We start from the raw sequence: 19091 nt of genomic DNA on the forward strand, positions 1-19091 counted from the left end.
CCTTTTATCTCAATGAACCTTTTTAGCTAGGCAACTGAAAAAGAAGGTTTTATATGATGGTGAATCTTCTTTTAACAAAAAAACAGGACTCATTTCCTTAAATAGTGTTGGTCATTTGTTTGATCGGGAACATGAGCGGAAGGAGAAAACGGAGACTCCTACGGAACAGAACGCGTCTGAAGACATTGAAGTGGCGCACTTCCACTTCAAGGGCTGAGGCCGTTCCCGTGGAAAGCGAAGTTTTCTCCTGTAGCGGTGCACACGAGCCCATTTTCAGATGGCTTTTTAGTTAATTTCTCATATTTTATTCCCTAATTTTCGTTAGGCAATGGAATAACTATTTACACAATAATAACTTGAATAAAAATAAAAGAGCTGAGTCACTAAGTAGGTTTCCTACTTAATGGCTCAACTCTCGATTAATCACCAAGTAACAGTTCTGGTAAAAACGTTGCAAATTGCGGAATAAAAATAACAATCATGATGGCGATCAAATATATAAACACAAAAATTAATATATACTTCAGCATCTTCATCATATTCGTTCCAGCAATTTTTGATGCTAACAAACTGGAAAGACCGTACGGCGGCGTGACTGTTCCAAGTCTAATCGCCATAACGGTGACAATTCCCGCTAACACCGGATCAATGCCAAGTGCCGTTTTAATTGGCAACAAAATAGGAACAAAAATCAACATCGCAGAGTTTGGTTCCATAACCGTTCCTACAATAAGGTAAAGAAGGGTAATCATAAGTAGGAATGTAACAGGTGAGAAGTTATTCTCTACAAACACATTAACAATCGGGTCTAACGCTTGATAATAGGTTAATACCCAAGATAGTAAGGAAGCTGCGGCTATTAATATGTAAATGGTAGCGGAATCAATGGTCGCTCTTTTTGTAACTTCATAATATTTCTTTGCGCTCCGTTCTTTCTTAATAAAGAAGGCTACAAACAGAACGTACATCACGGCCATTGCCGCTGCTTCTGTCGCTGTAAAGATCCCTGCTAGAATTCCTCCAATTACAGCTACAAACAGAGAGATAGGAAAAATACTTTTACGGAGTGCAACTGCTTTAGAAAGCTTTTCATCCTCCTTTAAACCAAGGAGCTCGTTATCAATTTCTCCAATATCATGTTTTCGTGCATAGATATAAGCATAAACCATTTGAGTTAACCCAATTAATATTCCAGGAATGATACCAGCTACAAAAAGTGCTGCAACTGACGTTTGTGCTAGGGCTCCATAAACAATGAGCAGAATACTTGGCGGGATAATCGAGCCAATGGTTGAGGAGGCTGCGGTCACCGTTGCTGCAAACTCTCGACTATACCCGGCTTTAATCATGGCTGGAATTAGTAATCGTCCCATGGAGGCAACATCCGCAACCGAAGAACCTGAAATTGCCCCAAAAAAGATACTCGTTACAATGTTCATGTGAGCTAGACTGCCTTTAAATTTCCCAACTAGTGCCTTTGAAATATAGATGAGATCATCTGTTACTCCCGTCAAATTCATGAGAGCCCCAGTGAGAATAAATAAAGGAATAGCGAGTAATGTAAAGCTCGAAAATGATTCAATCATGATGGAACTGGCCTGAGTTAAACTGACTAACGGCTCAAAAAGAAGGGGTAATGATGAAGCAATAATTAAGCTAAATACAACGGGCACCCCTAGGAACAAACAGATGAGGAAAACGACCATAATTGTTAATAATATCATTCGTCGTCTAGCCCCCTCTCAACTTTACTAAATACTTTTTTGGCATTAAGAAGATGGAAATAAAGCATAAAGATCGCTCCAAACAAAAGAGCTGCATAGTAGTACGTTAGTGATGGTCTAAACGATAAAAAACTAATTGGAACAAGCTCTCTTCTGTCTAACCCCGCTTGGAAAGCAGCAATGCCAATAAATAGCAAGATAACGACAGCAAATAAAGTGAGTGCCCACACAACGATGTCTTTTATCCTTGCTGATGCCTTACTCATATACTCACTAAATATATCTACTTCCAGATGCTGTTTATCCTTAATCGCTAGAGCTGACCCAATAAAGACAAGCCAGGTCACACATAGCTTTCTCACGACTTCAATTTCAGGAATTGAAATGGAGAATACATATCTCGCAATGACCCCTGAGAAAAGAGCAAGAGCCAACGCAATAATGGAAAGAACACCGATCACTTCAGCGATATTTACAAAATGCTTATTAAATCGTTTGATTAGCATGATATCCCTTCATCCATTCATAGATTTGGTTAGTTCCATTCGTTTAAAAGGCTGATATATTAATCAAAAATATCAGCAATAACTTCCTCTGCTCCTAGCTCTCTAGCAATTTCCATTCTCTGATTACGTGAAATTTCAATAAATTCTTCTTTGTCAAAATCCGTAAAGGTAATATTAAAATCTTCTACTAATCTGTCTTTATAATCATCTGCCATTTCGAATGCATGATCCGTATATTCAGATTGAACACGATCAGATGCGGCTGCAATCGCTTCCTTATGTTCGTCCGAGAGGTTGTCATAGCGTTCGCCATTCATGACCACAAAGCCTAATGCCAATACGTGCTGCGTTCTCGCTACATAGTCAACAACCTCGCCAAAACGGTTCTCAACCATTGAATCCAAGCTGTTATGGCCTCCATCAACAACTCCCGTTTGAATGGCGGAATACACTTCACTAAAGTTTACATTCAACGGATTCGCACCAAGAAGCTGCCACCATTCAAGCTCCGGTCCAGACCCACCGGTTCTCATGTTACGCCCTTGAAGATCATTCACCGATTCAATTGGAAACGTACTCATAATATTTCGTTCAAGTCCTCCAGTGTACATAATGGTTTCTAGACCTGGACTTTCACGAAGCAAATCCTCGAAATAGGCTAATCCATCAGTCTCATTCACGATAGAGTCGTAATGCTCCTGATCATCAAATAGATAACTTGTTGCTAGCACATCAAAAATCGGTTGATGCTCAGCAAACCATCCTGTATCTGTATAAATAATATCGATGTCACCCGATATGACGGATTGATAGCTGCTGGACGCATCTCCAAGCTGTCCGCCAGTAAAGACCTTCACGCTAATTTCGCCATCACTTTCCTCTTCAATCGCATCAGCAAACGCAATAAGCGCTTGTCCAAAAAACGTACTAGAGGAATTAATCGTTGCAGCTACCAATTCAACTTGGGGTTCATGAGCGTCTGCATCTACTTGCTCTGTACTTGAGCATGATGCCAGCAGCCCGACTGCACCCGTTATGGCGATTAATGAATACCATGACTTCCTCATCTCGCGAGTCCCCCTTTTTCACCTATAGAAGCTTATAGGTAGAATGCTGAATATGTTCACGTAAGAACGTAAAGCTAACATGTAAAAGATTATCATGGCCTTCAAGAATAGAAGGATATGAAAATTCTGGCGCACTGTAATCAGATGAAACATCTTTTTCACTTGCCACAACCGCTAGCTCATTCCATGACTTCCCTTCATCTGTTGATTCTGCTATTTTAAGCGGACTCCTCACCACTCCCCAGGTTGCACTTTCAAGCGTTTTAAGATTCAATCCGTCAATATCAGCTTTATCAAACCATGGAGGACGATTCTCTTTTGGTGGTGCCTGCTCTGCGTTGATGTGATTATAAATGACTAAGATGGACCCTTTTTTACTTGAAATCGCTTGGATCGAAGCATTATTGTTTGGCAACTCGATTTTCGCTGGTTTTGTCCATGTCTTTCCATCATCTGAGCAGGTTGTACGGTAAATGGCATCTGCCTTTCTACTACGGAAAAAACCAATAAGTCCATTGGATCCGCTTACAATTGACATATGCACTAAACCCTTACTCTCCGGCACTTCATATTCATCCCAGGTTCTCCCCTGATCCCGACTGATTTTCACTACACTGTAGTCATCCCCAAGAAATCCATTAGACGCTTTCATACTGTAATACGCCGGTAAAAGAATTGCCCCATCCTCTAAAACAACAGGAGGGTTACGAACGAAGGACCCTGGTTTATCAAAGAGCACAGAAGCATCTCCCCAAGTCTGACCGTTATCCGCAGACTTACGGATGTAAACAATAGCCGTATCTTGATGAATATCGTATTGAGCTGTATACATTAACCAAATTTGCTGATCTGGTGCCTCAAACAAGATTGGGTTTTGTTCTGAGCGCTCTGAATTCCCTTTAAATATAATAGGCTCGCTCCATTTTTGTTCTCCTTTAGCTAACCTAGAACATAATATCGAGACATCTGCTTTTCCTTCCTTTGTGCCTCCAAACCAAGTACATAATAAGTCACCATTCTGAAGCTGAAGTAAATTAGACGCATGATTGTGAGAAAATGGAGATGGAATCTTATTTGTAGATACATAGTTAAGCTGCATAACACGATCTCTCCTTCTTTATATTAAAAATTTCGTTGCCAAATGAATCGATTAGTTTAAGCGCTTTCAATGTTTACAATTATATAAACAACAGTTCCATTTTACAACCATAAGTTTTCTAAAATATTGATTTTTATATCTCTTGTTTCATATTTAAACACTAGACAGAAAGATTTACACATAGACAAGTCAATTATTGTAATTAATGACCAGTAAATCCATTCATTTTATCTGTTGCTATTTAGATAATTCACTTAGGGAGAGTGATCAGCCTACAGACCATTTTTATTAACTCATTCCATCGTTGTATTATTAAACGCACGTTATGATATATAGAGATACGACTCTTAATAGCAACGATATAGAGCTAAACATTCTATTGAGCACATAGCTCCTAAGATCGTGTGCTTGAATTGATCCCTTTATTAAAATATGGAATACTATATCCATGTCTCCTTTTTTGTAGACACCGCAAAACATCTATCAAGTGAAGTCAGGAGTTTTCCCTATGTATGCCTGCAAAGTGACTTGTCGAACGACCGTTTTTATCAAATACGATGAGGACACCCCCACACTTCAATCGACGAAGGCTTTCTTTAAACAACAGCTAAAAAAACGGTACAGATTGGTATCTGTCCGAAAAATATACGATCATAAACATTGGAAAAATGATTTTGGAGAGGTAGCTGCAACCATTGAGGTGGATGTACTTGTTAAGCACGATCCCTATGTAGAGTATACTTCTGACTATGAACTAAGAGCCTGCAGAATTGTACGCGAACATTTTTTCACCGGTGGAACGGCCACTCAGGCATTATATTCGAAGCTGTATCAGCCATTACGCACAAGGACGTTCAACTAAAAAAACAGCGAGTACGGGGAAGCTCCCGCTCGCTATTTTTGTTTAAACGTTTATTTAACACGTTAAGCCGTTCGTCTATATATGAAGAAATAAATCGATAATGGCCACCACAACACTGTAAAGATTGGATAAACGGCCCAAATCACGTTTGGTGAGGTTAGCACATTCACATTTATAAAGAAGATGGTGACCAGAAATGATCCTAAAACTGAATAAAGCATGGGTCGCCTAGCAAATGTAACAGATAACGGCCACCATAGGATGACAAATGTCGGAAAAATAAACCATGGAAATCCTGGTTCAAAGAAAAGATTTAATCCAATATAGTACATTATTAAGGCGATACTCGCTAAAACCGCAAACGTGGGGTTTCCAGCTTGTCGCCCTGCAAACGAAATAAGGGGCCAATACAGCAGTGGAAGCCATGCATATAGAATCCATAAATACTCAGGCGTTTGCACAAGATTAATCGTTAGTAGAACTATGATTAGAAGAAGAGAGGCAATAAGCGAGTACCACTTATAACCATTCTGTAATTTAAATAAGACGTTAAGAGGCCAAAATAAAATAAAGATGGCTGGGTAAATAGCCCAAATTTCACCCGGTGTAGTCAACCAATTTACGATAAAGAGAAATACAATTGTGAAAAGCGACGCGAACATAGAAAAAGGTACATACCCCTTCTTCATTACTTCCCTCCCCCTTGTCTTCGCCAGTAATAGTACATTGATAATGGCCACCACAGGATGACAAACGTTGGATACACAAACCAAATATTGTTCGGCGTATACTCTATATTCATAAACCACATTAGTGCAATAAAGAGGCCACTGCCCCACACAGAAAACCATAAATTCAAGCGCGTATGTTTCTTTTTCGTATGGCTAGATTGTACAGGTGTCTGCTGCAATTCAGCTTTGATCTCATCAATATCACCAAAATCAACAATTGTTTTATTTATAGCATCCTCTTCTGTTTTCCCTTGGATGATTAAATCTTGCGCCTTCTCTTGCAGGTCTAGGATAATTTCTTCTTTTACTTGAATGACCTCTTCTGTTTCAGGCAAATCGCGAAATAAGCGGTCCACATGATGCTGTATCTTTTTCATCAATCAAGCCCCTCCATAAATAAGTTCATAATTTCTTTCATTTCATTCCATTCCTTTATTGTTTCTCTTAAATAAGCTTTACCAAGGGTTGTAATGGTATAGTACTTCCGTCTCCCGCCTTGCGATTGTTCGCCAAAGTAGGAGGAGATGAGCTCTTTTTTCTCTAACCTCTGAAATACGGCATAGAGGGTAGCTTCCTTTATTTCAAAGTTACCCTCTGTTCGTTGGCTAATTTCCTTGGAGATTTCGTAGCCATATCGATCTTTTTCGTACACTAAACGAAGAATAATTGAATCTACGTGTCCCCTTAACATGTCACTGCGAATAATCTTACACCTACCTTTATATTACTCTGTCTGATAGAACTATATCTGATAGAGTAATTGTATACTGGATTACTCTACCTGTCAAAGTAATTTTAAAATTTTCCTACATGCGTAAAAAACGAGGTTACTGAAAAAGTCATGTAAAAATGAGCTGAATGGCGCCGCTACAGGAGAACCCTAGCACCCGCAAGAACGGCCTCAGCCCTCAAAGTGGAAAACCACCACTTCGATGTCTTCAGACACGTTCTATTCCGCAGGAGTCTACGGGTTCTCCTTCCGCTAACGTTCTGAATTAAACAACTGAAGAACGTTTGAAATCTTATAAAGATAATTTTCAATGATCTCAAAAAAACAGCGAGTGGTCACCCACCTCGCTGTTTTTCTTCTTATTCATCTAGTAACGCCTCGTACAAATCTTCTTCTGTTGAAACATCCATCAAGCTATAAGCAGTATCTCCGTCGATATCTCTATATGCCGGATCTGCACCGTAATCTAATAAGAGAATCGCTCCATCATAAAATCCAGAATAAATAGCAGTTATCAGAGGAGTCGTTTCATAAGAATCTAAAACATTAGGATCTGCGCCAGCAATGAGTACTTCTTCAAGTATATCCTGGTCAAAGGATTCTACTGCATACATTATGGCTGTATCACCATAAAGATCCTGTTCCTCAAGATCTACATCTTGGTTTATTAATTCAGTCACTGCTTGTAAATCTTCTTCATAGATGGCAATCATTAAGTCTGTCATTTCGTAATCATTATAAAAGTCATACTCGTCATAAGAACCTTCAAATTCTTCAGGTGACTCTCCAAATGCCCAATCGGAGCTTTGACCAAACTCATCAAATTCATCAACAAAAAGACCTGCAAATATGGCTCCAAGCGAAGTACCTACAAGGATTAGACCTCCTATGAATGCTAAGTATGCAGCCATCAGCACAGCCCCTAGTATCGTAACTCCGACCGCTACTTTACCTGCATTTTCCTTATACACTGGTCTTTGAGCGTTCTCCATAAATAAACTAACGGATTGAACACGTTTTGGTAAATTGGGATGTGTTGATAGAATTTCACTAATCCACACGGCCCCGTGAGATTCATTTTGGATTTGCTCTACAAATGCATCTTCATTCACTTCACGATAAACCTGTTTACCCACACTTAGAATAGTTAAAGCTCGCTTAGCAGCTCCCACATCATTAATGGTATATGCCGCCTCTCTGTCACATGTATATTCACAAGAGCGACTATAAGCCTGAGATAAAAATGGAATAAATTGTGCCGGGGCAATCAGAATACTCTTCCACACATGTCTTCGTTTAACATGAGACAATTCATGCGCAATGATAAAATCGAGCTCTTCCTTCCCTTCTTCTCGACCTAAGTCAAAAATCTCTGAGTAGAGTACAACCATGTTTCTTCCCCAGAATCTTGTGGCAAATGCATTAAGTATCCCTTCAGATTGAATGACAAATACATCGGGCACATCTTTTAAGCCCATTTGGTTCGACATTTTAACGACTCGCTCATAGACATCAGGGAATTGCTTTTCATTAATCCGTACGCCATTACCGCGTATCGATCCAAGCATCCGTATATTAAGAACCATCATTAATAGAAAAAATAAAAGAACAATAGCTATTCCAATAATGGAAACAATCGCAAATATGTAAATCATAATACTAAAAATTAAAGCTAGGATAAAATATACTGTTTCTCTGGTTGATACGATGTTCTGTTGGTCCAATTTCTTTCCTCCTGCAAATGAGTAATATAATTATCTATACCATCATAAGGAAAGTACGTTACATTTTCTACTATTATTTGCAGTTATCGATAGCTTTCATAAAAATAGTTCATGAACCGTTCCTCAGGATCATACTCTCGTTTCTTTTCAAAAAACTCATCAATACGAGGATACGCCTGTTGAATCTGATTCTTATCCGGAAACGTTTGATAGGTTAAATAGTAGGTGCCCTCTAGTTGGATAGCGGCGTCCACCATTCGTTTTGTAGCAGCCTGCATTTTTTCTTTACCTTCATCTGAAAGCTCATGATTAAACAGCAGGACAATAGCTAACGTGTCCTCACGTGCATAATTTAAATAAGCTTCGTCATTTTCTGTTGTAAAACGAACTGTAGCATTCAATAAATTAAGCTCTTCCTCTTCAACAATAGCTTTTAAATCCTGTATAAACTCAGGAAATCTATCTACTGGAAGAAAGTATTCTTGAAGAATATCAGTATCTTTGTCTGATTCATAATCTAAGAATTTCACAGGGGGACGCATAGCATTATTACGAGTGATGATGTCTGTTTCATCGGCATTTGCATAGAGCCTCTGTTGAAGATACCAAACAGCATTTTTCCCCCAATCATAGGAGCGCGATAGGTTAAGAAAAAAGGCATCTCGTTTAACATTTTTCTCTTCTTGTAACTCCCATACCTCGTCTTCTTGACCGGGATAAAGCGCATCCTCTGAATCTATTTTATAAAAAGTGGTCGCATACATTTCATCAAAAAGACTACCAGGTGTAGCTGATAATCTAGCAAAATGAAGACCAACCTCCTCCTGTTGCTTAATCGATTGCTTTATAAACTCAGGATACTCTTCAAACGTCAGTGATTCTGTTTTAGATACATAGACATCATTTTCCGTTAACTCAAGGGTCACATCTAAGATCACTCCATAAAGCCCAAAGCCACCAATGACTAGGCTAAACAATTCTTCATTTTCATCTCTGCTCACATTCTGAACGGTACCATCCTCACGTAATAGCCTAAAGGATTCAACCGTTTCAATGATTGGACCGAAGCGTGGATCACGTCCGTGAACATTTGAGCTTAACGAGCCACCAATTGTAAAGATATTTGAGGACTGCATCACTTTAACCGATAATCCATAAGGGTTGATATACTCCTGAATCTCTTCCCACGTAATGCCACTTTGTACTGTAATCGTCTGATTGTCTTCATCTAAATCAAGGACCTGATTATAGCCTTTCATATTTAACCATACAGAATCCTCATAAAAAGCATGCCCTCCCTGACTATGGCGGGCGCCGGCAATAGACACATTAAGCCCATCTTCCTTTGCCTTTAAAACCGCATCTATTAACGCTTCTTCTTCCCTGCCCTCTACAATTTCACTAACATGCACAGACTGATGACGGCTGACATCATGCGCTAATAATGGGTCATCCTCTTGTTGATTAAAAGAAACATAGGCAAAAAACAGCAGTGCAACCAGGCCTATACTTAGTAGCAGAATGAATACTTTTTTCACATGTTTATCCTCGCTTTGTAAGATGATTTTTTTATGTAAATGATACCATATCAGGAAGTTATCCATTGCAAAAAATGCGAAGTAGACGCACAAGGTATTCTTTGATATATTTTATAGATGATAATGATTTTCATTACTGATTAATATTGGAGGACGAAATAGATGATACATAAACAGCTGTCATTACTAGGCATCACACTCGCAGCTTTGCTTTTTGTGAGCGCATGCAATTCGAATTCAGAGAATACTCAGGGAGACGAGCAAGCAGAAACAAAAACATTTCAATCCGTTAGTGGCGATGTTGAGATTCCCGCTAAGTCAGAACGAATTGTCACAGACATTTATGCTGGTGAGTTCCTTTCCGTTGGTGCGAATGTAGTCGGTGCCGGTTCTTGGATCTTCGGTAACCCAACACTTAAAGAGCAGCTATCAGAAGTAACAGATATTGGTGATCCTGTAAATGTAGAAAGTGTTCTTGAGCTCGATCCTGATCTTATTGTAGTGATGTCGGACGAGCATTATGAAGAGCTTTCGCAAATTGCGCCAACCATCGTGATCCCCTATAACACAACAACAAATATTCAGGATACAGTAGAGATGTTTGGCGAACTTGCTGGAGCCCAAGAGCAAGCAGCGAATTTCATTCAAGACTTTGAAGAAAAAGCAGCACAAGCAAAAGAGGAGATCTCTGGCGTCATAGCAAAAGACGCAACAGTAGGCATCTATGAGATAACAGACACAGGATCATTCTGGGTCTTTACTGACAATGGTGGACGAGGCGGACAAGCGCTCTACAATGCTCTGGATTTAGATGCACCAGAGATTATTCAATCAGAGATTATAGACACGGGCGAAGTGAAAGAGCTTTCGCTAGAAGTTGTACCTGATTTTGCGGCCGACTATATGTTTATCACAGACTATAACCCTGATGGTACGAGCGACAGCCTCGACACGATGGAAAGCTCAGCCATCTGGCAGGATCTAGATGCTGTTCAAAACAATCGTGTGTTTATTAATGACTTTGACACGTTTTATCCGTATGACCCGATTTCCGTCTCACATCAAATTGATTTGTTTGTAAAGATGATTCAGGAGCGTTCGGAGGAGAATGGAGAATAATCCATATTAAAGTTAGCACCAGGAATTAAAGGGAACGTGCACCTCGCCAAAGAGATAGTACAAATAGCTGATGATATTCGCGCTTCTGTACATTGTTCATTGAATATTGTATGGTTAAATCACTAAATTCCATGAACAATCAATGCTTAGGATGTGTGAACGATGCGAATTAATAAATTCATTAGTGAAACGGGAAAATCTTCAAGACGCGGGGCCGATAAGCTTATTAACAGTGGACGCGTTACGATAAATGGAAAAGTCGCCAAACTAGGCGATCAAGTAAACCCTGGTGATCATGTAGTGGTGAACGGTGAGACGATTAATATCGTCAAAAACAATGTTTATATTGCCTTAAATAAACCCGTTGGTATCACGAGTACATCAGAGAAAAAGGTAAAAGGAAATATTATTGACCTGGTTAATCATCCACTCAAAATTAATCATGTGGGCCGTCTCGATAAGGATTCTGAAGGATTAATTCTACTTACCAATGATGGGGATATAGTCAATGAAATTCTTCGTGCCGAAAATCGCCACGAAAAAGAGTACATCGTCTCTGTTGATAAACCAATCACTCCTGAGTTTCTTAAGAATATGTCAGAGGGTGTGCGTATCCTTGATACCAGAACACTTCCATGTAAGGTGACTCAGCTTTCAAAATTCGAATTTGAAATTATCCTAACGCAAGGCTTAAATCGGCAAATCCGAAGAATGTGCGAAACATTAGGCTACGAAGTCTTTCGCCTACAACGAACACGAATTATGAACATCCATCTCAAGAACCTGCCCGTTGGCCAATGGCGCGATCTTACAAAAAAGGAACGAACACAGCTTTTTAAAGAATTGGACTACGAACCAAGAGAGTGGTAGATCAATAAGCCCCACTTCCAGAGGGAGAAGGGGCTTATTTTTCTCGTGGGCAGCGCGGATATACCGACTGCGTCCAAGTTTATGTGTAAATAAAGTCTGGAAGTTTTAGGACAGAGGGTTGCTCATGATTTATTTCTTCGTCTGTCGCTCCCAAAATTGGGGGCACGCTTACCGCGGGAAGGTAATGAGCTAACCCGACTACGTCGATTTATCTCATTGAATCTTTTTATCGAAGCCACTGAAAAAGAAGCTTTATATATGATAGTAAGTCTTCCCTCAAACAAAAATTGCGTTCATTTCCTTAGATAGGAATGTTGGCTTGATCGGGAACAAGAGCGGAAGGAGAAAACGTAGACTCCTACGGAAAAGAACGCGTCTGAAGACATTGAAGTGGCGCACTTCCACTTCAAGGGCTGAGGCCGTTCCCGTGGAAAGCGAAGTTTTCTCCTGTAGCGGTGCATGAGCTCATTTCTAAATGACTTTTTCAGTGACGGCCTTTTCCCCCGCAAGTGTCGGCCATCCTATTTTGTCCGCTTGTTTTAGGGTTGGCATCAGTATGACTATGTATAAAATAATAAAGACTTGACCCACATACCTATTTTGATAAGGAGAGTTACTATGAAACGAATTCCATTAAAAATGGTGAGAGCAAATACGTTAGAGATTCCTCAATATGCACTTCCTGCCGGGTTTACAATAAAACCATATGTGCCAGGTGATGAGCAGCATTGGGCAAGAATTGAAACGAGTGTAGGAGAATTTAAAAATGAAGAAGCAGCACTAGAACGTTTCCAAAAAGAATTCGCTCCGTATAAGGATGAAATGGAGAAGCGTTGTCTTTTTATTGAAAACGACCAGGGGGAGTACATTGCCACAACTACTGCGTGGTATGGCGACTTAAAAGGCGACGGTGAAATTTCAGGTAGAATTCATTGGGTTGGTGTGGATCCAAGATATCAAGGGAAGAAACTAGCCAAGCCCTTATTAAGTGCAGCAATGAATATACTCGCTCAGATTCACTCCAAAGCCTATCTCACGTCTCAAACAACAAGCTATCAAGCCATTAATATGTATTTAAATTATGGTTTTAAGCCGTATCTTACTGAAGAAAGTTGCGAGGAAGCGTGGAGCTTAATGGAGAGTACTTTAGATCGAGTGATCCCTCATAAATAGTAATCTAGATTTCGCAGGCGGCTGGTGAGCCTCCTTGTGCTGACGCACTGAGGTGTCTCACCTAGGCCAAGACCCACAAGTCTTCGTGCATTCCCTATGCTGGTTGCTTCCGTTGCTTTTTCACTTAGTTAAACCCCTTGACGACAATCTTACCAATCATCTTTCCACTTTCTACTTTGGCGTGGGCTTCTTTTATGGTTTTTGCTTCAATGGGTGATAGGGTTTCGGTTAAAGTGGCCTGCAGATGCCCTTCTTCAAATAGCTGACTAACCTGGTTTAATAGGTACTGTTGCTGGCTCATATCCTCCGTTTTATACATCGGTCGGGTGAACATGAATTCCCAAACAAATGTCACGCTTTTGCTTTGCAGTACATTCAAATCCAGCAGCTCTGGACTCTCTACAATGGAACAAATCTGGCCTTGAGGTTTAATGATTTCTCCCATTGCTTGCCAATGCTGTTCCGTACTATTCAAACAGAGGATGTAATCTACCTCTTCCTGCAATTGTTCCTTAAGGGACTCATGGTGGTTAATCACATTGTCTGCTCCTAGCTTCTGCACCCATGTTGTGGTTTCCTCACGAGAGGCTGTAGCAGTCACTCTGAGACCCGCTAGCTTAGCTAACTGAATCGCGATGGAACCCACTCCTCCTGCGCCTCCGATGATTAATAGATGCTTCTGCTTATTCTCTTCCTTAGCTTCTAACTTCACATCAAAACGCTCAAATAACGCTTCCCAGGCAGTGATTGTCGTTAGTGGTAAGGCAGCTGCTTTGGCAAAATCAAGAGAGCTTGGCTTTTTGCCAACAATCCGTTCATCCACAAGCTGATATTCACTATTGGAGCCTGGGCGTGTAATACTGCCTGCATAGTACACTTCATCTCCGACCTTGTAATCGCTAACCTCATCGCCAACTTCCACCACAATCCCACTCGCATCCCAGCCAAGAATACGCGGCTCCTCCTCTACCTGATCCTTTGGAGCTCTTACTTTTGTATCAACTGGATTAATTGAAACGGCACGAACGTTTACAAGAAGATCTCGTCCGGTTGGCACTGGCTTTGGAATCTCTACGTTTAAGAAACTCTCCTCATGTTCAATCGGTAAATATTTTTTCAAACCAACTGCTTTCATGGTTTCTACTCCTTTTCTTTATCCTGTTCACCTTCTTCCCTATTGCAAAGGGTACTTAAACGTTTAAAATGCCCCAGTCGGTGCCTCCATGTTCACATAACTCTAATAGACGAGCATATACTTGTACAAAATCTTTTTCGATTGAGTTAAACTTCCACTAATGTAAAGAGATAGAGGACGGCTAATGGTTTAGTTCTTCGACTGCCGCTCCCGAAAATGGGGGGGCACGCTTACCGCGGGAAGGTAATGAGCTAACTCGACTACGTTGATTTAGCTCATTGAACCTTTTCGTCCCTCAGGTGTCGGCCCTCCATTTTCGTCCGCTTGTTTAGATAGATATTAACGTCAGTATGTACACAATCAAAAGGACTTCACCTTTTTTTCGGAAAGGAGTCATCTATGAATACTGCTAACCCCTCAGTGGCTGCCTCTATGTATGCCTTTCTTTCTATTAGCTTTTGGGGTGTGTCTTTTGTATCTACTAAAGCTGTGCTTGGGGTGCTGGATCCTCTTTCATTATTGGTTCTACGTTTTGGAATTGGCGCGTTATTTCTTTTCTTATTATTGTTCGTTCAGCGAGCCCACTTGCGTCTTCGTTTGGCATATGTGCCTCATCTTCTTATCCTTGGTGTATTAGGGGTGTTTGTTCACCAATTAATTCAAGCAACTGCTCTTTTAACGATAGATGCTGCAAATGCGGGCTGGATGATTTCTTTTTCCCCGATTTTCACTGTCGCTTTGTCCATTCTCTTTTTGCATGAACGTGTGTCTGTATTTAAAATCGGTGGGATGATGATGGCAGTGATCGGCGTTCTTTTCATAACATCATCTGGACCCTCGCATACATTATCTTTCTCGCTTAACATTGGATACTTACTCATGCTCCTTAGTACATTAAATTGGGCCGTGTATTCTATCCTTCTCAAAAAGCTTTATATCCCCATGCCTTCCATCGTGATTACCTTTTATATGTGCTTGATTGGTTTTCTACTCACTCTACCCTTTATGATTCGACAGAAGGGGTGGGAGGCTCTGCCCTTGCTTTCGCAGGCTGAGTGGGCTCATCTTTTGTTCTTAGGTGTATTTGTTTCAGGCATTGCCTACTGGTTTTGGGCAAAGGCCTTAGAGGTCATGGAGGCTTCAAGAGTCTCTTCGTTTCTGTATTTAGAGCCACTTACCACACTGATTGCCGCTATAGTTTTGTTACACGAGCATATTTCACTCATAAGTGTACTTGGGGGTCTCATAATTATAGGAGGAGTAGTGTTAGTCAATCGGTCCAACCCAGCAAAGTGATAAGGAGGCTGGCATGACTTATCTTGAGCGAGTAAAGCTTCACTTACAGCCATTGGCATCTCCCAGTCCACAAGATATGCGACGTGCTCTGATTTCTTTAAATACCAAGCTTGAAGAACTTCTACCCTTTTTACATTCAACTGATAAAAAACCATACTATCGCAGACTGCTTTTTCAAAATGAGGAGGTTGAGCTCCTAGTTATGAATTGGTCTCAATTATCCTGTTCACCACACGATCACGGGGATTCCCAAGGGTGGATCCAAGTCATCAGTGGTTCAACCATTAATACGATATACTCGTGCAAACATGGTGAACTGCCAGAAGCCCTCTTCTCGAGAAAAGAGCAGAATGGATCTATATTTTATGCACCTAAAGCAGGTATTCACCGGATGAAAGCAAATGGAGGGCATGATTTAGTCACCCTGCATCTCTACTCCCCGCCCATTCAGAATATGAAGGTGTATGACCTAAAAGCGTGTGCGGCTTGTATCGTTTCGGATGAATGCGGAGCGTGGTGGCCAGAGGAACAGCATCAGAAAATAAAAGAAATGAAGCTAAAAAAGCCCGGTGCCCAGCCACTCGAAAAGCCAAAACAAAAACGGTAAGGTCACTGATGCAAAAAGTGTAGACACAAGAACTGAGACGGTAGCAAGCTTAACGTCTCCACCATATTTTTCTGCAAACAAACTAATGGTTGGAGCACAAGGTGTAGCTGATAACAACACAGCAACTAAAAGCCAATCAAGTGGCAGATGAAGGAAGAGGACGGGTAGAAATAAGGCAGCTGGTAGCACAAGCAGTCTTAGCAACGTAATGAGCCACACCAAGCCAGATCCCAAATATTGTTTTAAGTCATTTTTTGAAATAGAAGCGGTAAAACAACCAATCACAATCATCGACAGTGGCACCGTCATCTCGCCAACACTACTTAATGCGTTATTTAATGTGGCTGGCATCGAGATAGGAAGAAAAAATAAACAAAGTCCTACTAATGTGGCTACAAAACCAGGATTTCCCCAGATAGTAGAGAGCTTCATTCCTTCTTTCCCCTGACACATCAACCATATTCCATATGTCCAAATTAGAATAAAGTACACAAGATTAAATACAACCGCTATAAATAAAAACTCTGGCCCAACTAAATGTGATACCACCGCCACACCAATGAATCCTTGGTTACCAAATAAAAGTAAGCTCTGATACACTCCCGAGGTAAAAGGGTTGAGATTTAACATAACGGAGGACCATTTGGCAATACATGCTGTACCGGCTAGAAAATAAATAGATAAGAGGATGAGTAGACCAACCCCTTTTCCAAGGCTTGAATCAAACGGTACATCCATGGAGGTCACAATCAAACAAGGGAGCGTCACGTATAGTAAAAGATTAGTTAATACTGGCCTACCCACTGATGGAATCCAGCCAATCCAATAAGCCACCAAGCCAACAAAAAACATAAGGTATAGCTCAAGCAAGTCTCATCCCCACCCTTATAGAATAATGGTTGAGGTATTTTATTCATGGGTAGAAAAATCGGCACAAAATAAAAAAGCTTGTCGACCTTTCATTTAACGAAATGATGTCGACAAGCTTTTATTAGGCACCAGCGTAATCAAAATCAAACTGTGCATGATGAAGGCGACTGTAGGCTCCTTTTTTCTGGAGCAATTCCTGATGAGTTCCTTCTTCTTCAATTCCGTTTTCAGTGACAACAAAGATCCGATCAGCTTCCTTAATCGTGGCCAAGCGGTGAGCGATAATAATGGTCGTACGCCCAACCGCAAGCTCAGCAAGAGCACTCTGAATTGCTGCTTCTGTTTCCGTATCTAAAGCAGATGTTGCTTCATCCAAGATGAGGATAGCAGGGTTTTTCAAGAACATACGGGCAATCGATAAGCGTTGCTTCTGCCCACCTGATAGCTTCACTCCACGTTCGCCAATGAGTGTATCCAAGCCCTCTGGAAGAGACTTTATAATAGTTGTCATCTGCGCACGCTCTGCCGCTTCCCAGATTTCTTCATCTGTTGCATCAAGCTTCCCATAGGCAATATTTTCTCTGATCGAAGCATCAAATAAAAACACATCCTGCTGCACCACACCGATTTGCTCTCTAAGAGAAGCCATCGTTAGATCATGTATATTGTAGTCATCAATGGATATTTCTCCATTATCGATCTCATAAAAACGTGGTAGCAAAGAACAAATCGTTGTTTTTCCGGCACCAGAAGGCCCAACAAGGGCAACTGTCTCTCCAGCTCTAATAGAGAAGTTGACGCCATTTAACACCTTATCCTTGTTTTCATAACCAAAGACGACATTCTTATATTCAATGTCCCCCTTTAGCTTTTCCACATGGATTGCATTGGGGTTGTCTTCCTGTTCTGGCTTCATATTTAGTAGGTCGAGATAACGTCTAAACCCTGCAATACCCTTTGGATACATTTCCATCACAGCATTTAGCTTGTTAATGGGACCAATCATTACATTCGCCAATAGAACAAAGGCAACAAATTCTCCATACGTTAGCTGTCCATTAATCACAAACCATGTTCCACATAATAAAACAAAGATTAAAAGAAACTTCATAACAATTTGGCTTGAAGCCGTATATTTTGCCATAATCTTATAGGCTTTAAGCTTTGAAGCACGGAATCCCTTGTTATTATGAGAGAATTTTTCAGATTCATGACCTTCATTTACAAATGCTTTGACCACACGAATACCTGTTACATTATTTTCGACTCTCGAGTTAAAGTCGGCAATGCTAGAGAACATCCATGTCATTGCCACTGACATTTTCTTTCCAAAGAAGTACGTAAAAACAATCAGAAATGGTACAAGAACAAAGGTCATGACGGCAAGCTGCCAATTAATTGAAAGCATAATACCAAACGCACCAAGCAGCGTCATAATAGAAATTGCAACTTCTTCCGGACCATGGTGTGCTACCTCGCCAATATCCATTAAATCATTGGTTAAACGAGAAATTAAGTGACCCGTCTTTGTATTATCAAAATACTGAACCGATTGCTTTTGAATATGGTCAAATAATTCTCTACGCATGTCCGTTTCAATATTGATCCCTAACTTATGCCCCCAATATGTAATCACGTAATGGAAGCCACCATTAAAAATATATAAGGCCAATAAGCCAACTGCACTCCATAGGATAATCGTCCAGTTACCTGATGGAAGTAAGTTATCAATCACTTGATTAACAGCAAGCGGAAAAGCAAGTTCAAGCGCACCAGCTAAGATTCCGCAAAATAAGGTAAAAGCGAATAATCGTTTATATGGTTTATAATAGCTCATAAAAGCACGTAACATTTATGTTCCCCTTCTCTTACATCTGATATTCATTCTCAATTATATTCTACGCTACTCATATTTACTTGGCAATAACTAGTTTGGGAAGAAGTGAAGATTTAGGGAGTAACTCTGAACGTAAGGTATTCACAGAAAAAGAATCCGAACAACGTTTTCATACCGTTGCTCAGATTCTCAAATAATTCAAA

18 protein-coding genes are annotated in these 19091 nt (G+C 40.4%); 6 read left to right on the plus strand and 12 right to left on the minus strand.

The annotated features are described in order from the left end of the window. Positions 1 to 419 precede the first annotated feature (419 nt). From FN960_RS06065 to FN960_RS06080, 4 genes are read right to left on the minus strand one after another with little or no spacing between them, the layout of a single operon-like run. Complete coding sequence (locus FN960_RS06065; protein ID WP_143847803.1) at positions 420 to 1724, minus strand: TRAP transporter large permease; 1305 nt, start codon at positions 1722 to 1724, stop codon at positions 420 to 422. Then, positions 1721 to 2230 carry a TRAP transporter small permease gene (locus tag FN960_RS06070; RefSeq protein ID WP_143847804.1) on the minus strand — a complete coding sequence of 170 codons (510 nt, stop codon included), beginning with the start codon at positions 2228 to 2230 and terminating at the stop codon, positions 1721 to 1723. Before FN960_RS06070 ends, FN960_RS06065 begins: the two co-directional genes overlap by 4 nt. 59 nt (positions 2231 to 2289) lie before the next feature. Continuing rightward, complete coding sequence (locus FN960_RS06075; RefSeq protein ID WP_143847805.1) at positions 2290 to 3297, minus strand: TRAP transporter substrate-binding protein; 1008 nt, start codon at positions 3295 to 3297, stop codon at positions 2290 to 2292. Positions 3298 to 3319: 22 nt separating this feature from the next. Next, on the minus strand, positions 3320 to 4396 hold the full coding sequence (locus FN960_RS06080; protein ID WP_143847806.1) for a sialidase family protein: 1077 nt from the start codon (positions 4394 to 4396) through the stop codon (positions 3320 to 3322). A 508-nt stretch (positions 4397 to 4904) separates the two neighbouring features. Here FN960_RS06080 and FN960_RS06085 point away from each other — a divergent pair. Further along, positions 4905 to 5258, plus strand: coding sequence for a hypothetical protein (locus FN960_RS06085; RefSeq protein ID WP_143847807.1), 354 nt, complete (start codon positions 4905 to 4907; stop codon positions 5256 to 5258). 62 nt (positions 5259 to 5320) lie between these two features. On the opposite strand, the gene FN960_RS06090 is transcribed toward FN960_RS06085, so the two are convergent. From FN960_RS06090 to FN960_RS06110, 5 genes are all read right to left on the minus strand, one after another. Then, the gene (locus FN960_RS06090; protein WP_143847808.1) at positions 5321 to 5947 is read right to left on the minus strand and encodes a hypothetical protein; all 627 of its coding nucleotides are present in this window, start codon (positions 5945 to 5947) and stop codon (positions 5321 to 5323) included. Further along, positions 5947 to 6366: a permease prefix domain 1-containing protein gene (locus FN960_RS06095; protein ID WP_143847809.1), complete on the minus strand. Its 420-nt coding sequence runs from the start codon at positions 6364 to 6366 to the stop codon at positions 5947 to 5949. The genes FN960_RS06090 and FN960_RS06095 overlap by 1 nt, the downstream gene beginning before the upstream one ends. Then, entirely contained in the window at positions 6366 to 6695 is a 330-nt protein-coding gene (locus tag FN960_RS06100; protein ID WP_143847810.1) for a PadR family transcriptional regulator, read from the minus strand. The genes FN960_RS06095 and FN960_RS06100 overlap by 1 nt, the downstream gene beginning before the upstream one ends. 383 nt (positions 6696 to 7078) lie before the next feature. Then, positions 7079 to 8443: a M48 family metallopeptidase gene (locus tag FN960_RS06105; RefSeq protein ID WP_260681940.1), complete on the minus strand. Its 1365-nt coding sequence runs from the start codon at positions 8441 to 8443 to the stop codon at positions 7079 to 7081. A gap of 83 nt (positions 8444 to 8526) precedes the next feature. Continuing rightward, positions 8527 to 9981: an FAD-binding oxidoreductase gene (locus FN960_RS06110; protein WP_185970944.1), complete on the minus strand. Its 1455-nt coding sequence runs from the start codon at positions 9979 to 9981 to the stop codon at positions 8527 to 8529. Positions 9982 to 10146: 165 nt separating this feature from the next. Between FN960_RS06110 and FN960_RS06115 the strand changes: the two genes are divergently transcribed. The 3 genes from FN960_RS06115 (at position 10147) to FN960_RS06125 (ending at position 13143) form a co-directional block, all read left to right on the plus strand. Beyond that, on the plus strand, positions 10147 to 11100 hold the full coding sequence (locus tag FN960_RS06115; protein ID WP_438799850.1) for an iron-hydroxamate ABC transporter substrate-binding protein: 954 nt from the start codon (positions 10147 to 10149) through the stop codon (positions 11098 to 11100). Between the two features lie 162 nt (positions 11101 to 11262). Then, positions 11263 to 11970, plus strand: coding sequence for a 23S rRNA pseudouridine(2604) synthase RluF (rluF, locus tag FN960_RS06120; protein ID WP_143847813.1), 708 nt, complete (start codon positions 11263 to 11265; stop codon positions 11968 to 11970). 618 nt (positions 11971 to 12588) lie between these two features. Further along, positions 12589 to 13143: a GNAT family N-acetyltransferase gene (locus FN960_RS06125; protein ID WP_143847814.1), complete on the plus strand. Its 555-nt coding sequence runs from the start codon at positions 12589 to 12591 to the stop codon at positions 13141 to 13143. 124 nt (positions 13144 to 13267) lie between these two features. Here FN960_RS06125 and FN960_RS06130 read toward each other — a convergent pair whose 3' ends face one another. Continuing rightward, positions 13268 to 14278, minus strand: coding sequence for a zinc-binding alcohol dehydrogenase family protein (locus tag FN960_RS06130; protein WP_143847815.1), 1011 nt, complete (start codon positions 14276 to 14278; stop codon positions 13268 to 13270). 399 nt (positions 14279 to 14677) lie between these two features. Here FN960_RS06130 and FN960_RS06135 point away from each other — a divergent pair, with 399 nt between their 5' ends. After that, positions 14678 to 15574 (plus strand): DMT family transporter, encoded by an 897-nt coding sequence (locus FN960_RS06135; RefSeq protein WP_143847816.1) that lies wholly within the window; start codon positions 14678 to 14680, stop codon positions 15572 to 15574. A 13-nt stretch (positions 15575 to 15587) separates the two neighbouring features. Further along, positions 15588 to 16181, plus strand: coding sequence for a cysteine dioxygenase (locus tag FN960_RS06140; RefSeq protein ID WP_143847817.1), 594 nt, complete (start codon positions 15588 to 15590; stop codon positions 16179 to 16181). Here FN960_RS06140 and FN960_RS06145 read toward each other — a convergent pair. Both FN960_RS06145 and FN960_RS06150 read right to left on the minus strand, forming a co-directional pair. Then, positions 16131 to 17051 carry an AEC family transporter gene (locus FN960_RS06145; RefSeq protein WP_143847818.1) on the minus strand — a complete coding sequence of 307 codons (921 nt, stop codon included), beginning with the start codon at positions 17049 to 17051 and terminating at the stop codon, positions 16131 to 16133. The genes FN960_RS06140 and FN960_RS06145 overlap by 51 nt on opposite strands. A 121-nt stretch (positions 17052 to 17172) precedes the next feature. After that, positions 17173 to 18903, minus strand: coding sequence for an ABC transporter ATP-binding protein (locus tag FN960_RS06150; protein WP_143847819.1), 1731 nt, complete (start codon positions 18901 to 18903; stop codon positions 17173 to 17175). Positions 18904 to 19091 lie beyond the last annotated feature (188 nt).

Source organism: Alkalicoccobacillus porphyridii (genome assembly GCF_007293315.1).
GTDB lineage: Bacteria > Bacillota > Bacilli > Bacillales > Bacillaceae_D > Alkalicoccobacillus > Alkalicoccobacillus porphyridii.

What these genes read in the sequence shown, in the direction of transcription:
- FN960_RS06065 (WP_143847803.1), bottom strand. Translation starts at nt 1,724, where the DNA reads ATGATATTATTAACAATTATGGTCGTTTTCCTCATCTGTTTGTTCCTA.
- FN960_RS06070 (WP_143847804.1), bottom strand. Translation starts at nt 2,230, where the DNA reads ATGCTAATCAAACGATTTAATAAGCATTTTGTAAATATCGCTGAAGTG.
- FN960_RS06075 (WP_143847805.1), bottom strand. Translation starts at nt 3,297, where the DNA reads ATGAGGAAGTCATGGTATTCATTAATCGCCATAACGGGTGCAGTCGGG.
- FN960_RS06080 (WP_143847806.1), bottom strand. Translation starts at nt 4,396, where the DNA reads ATGCAGCTTAACTATGTATCTACAAATAAGATTCCATCTCCATTTTCT.
- FN960_RS06085 (WP_143847807.1), top strand. Translation starts at nt 4,905, where the DNA reads ATGTATGCCTGCAAAGTGACTTGTCGAACGACCGTTTTTATCAAATAC.
- FN960_RS06090 (WP_143847808.1), bottom strand. Translation starts at nt 5,947, where the DNA reads ATGAAGAAGGGGTATGTACCTTTTTCTATGTTCGCGTCGCTTTTCACA.
- FN960_RS06095 (WP_143847809.1), bottom strand. Translation starts at nt 6,366, where the DNA reads ATGAAAAAGATACAGCATCATGTGGACCGCTTATTTCGCGATTTGCCT.
- rluF (WP_143847813.1), top strand. Translation starts at nt 11,263, where the DNA reads ATGCGAATTAATAAATTCATTAGTGAAACGGGAAAATCTTCAAGACGC.
- FN960_RS06125 (WP_143847814.1), top strand. Translation starts at nt 12,589, where the DNA reads ATGAAACGAATTCCATTAAAAATGGTGAGAGCAAATACGTTAGAGATT.
- FN960_RS06130 (WP_143847815.1), bottom strand. Translation starts at nt 14,278, where the DNA reads ATGAAAGCAGTTGGTTTGAAAAAATATTTACCGATTGAACATGAGGAG.
- FN960_RS06135 (WP_143847816.1), top strand. Translation starts at nt 14,678, where the DNA reads ATGAATACTGCTAACCCCTCAGTGGCTGCCTCTATGTATGCCTTTCTT.
- FN960_RS06140 (WP_143847817.1), top strand. Translation starts at nt 15,588, where the DNA reads ATGACTTATCTTGAGCGAGTAAAGCTTCACTTACAGCCATTGGCATCT.
- FN960_RS06150 (WP_143847819.1), bottom strand. Translation starts at nt 18,903, where the DNA reads ATGTTACGTGCTTTTATGAGCTATTATAAACCATATAAACGATTATTC.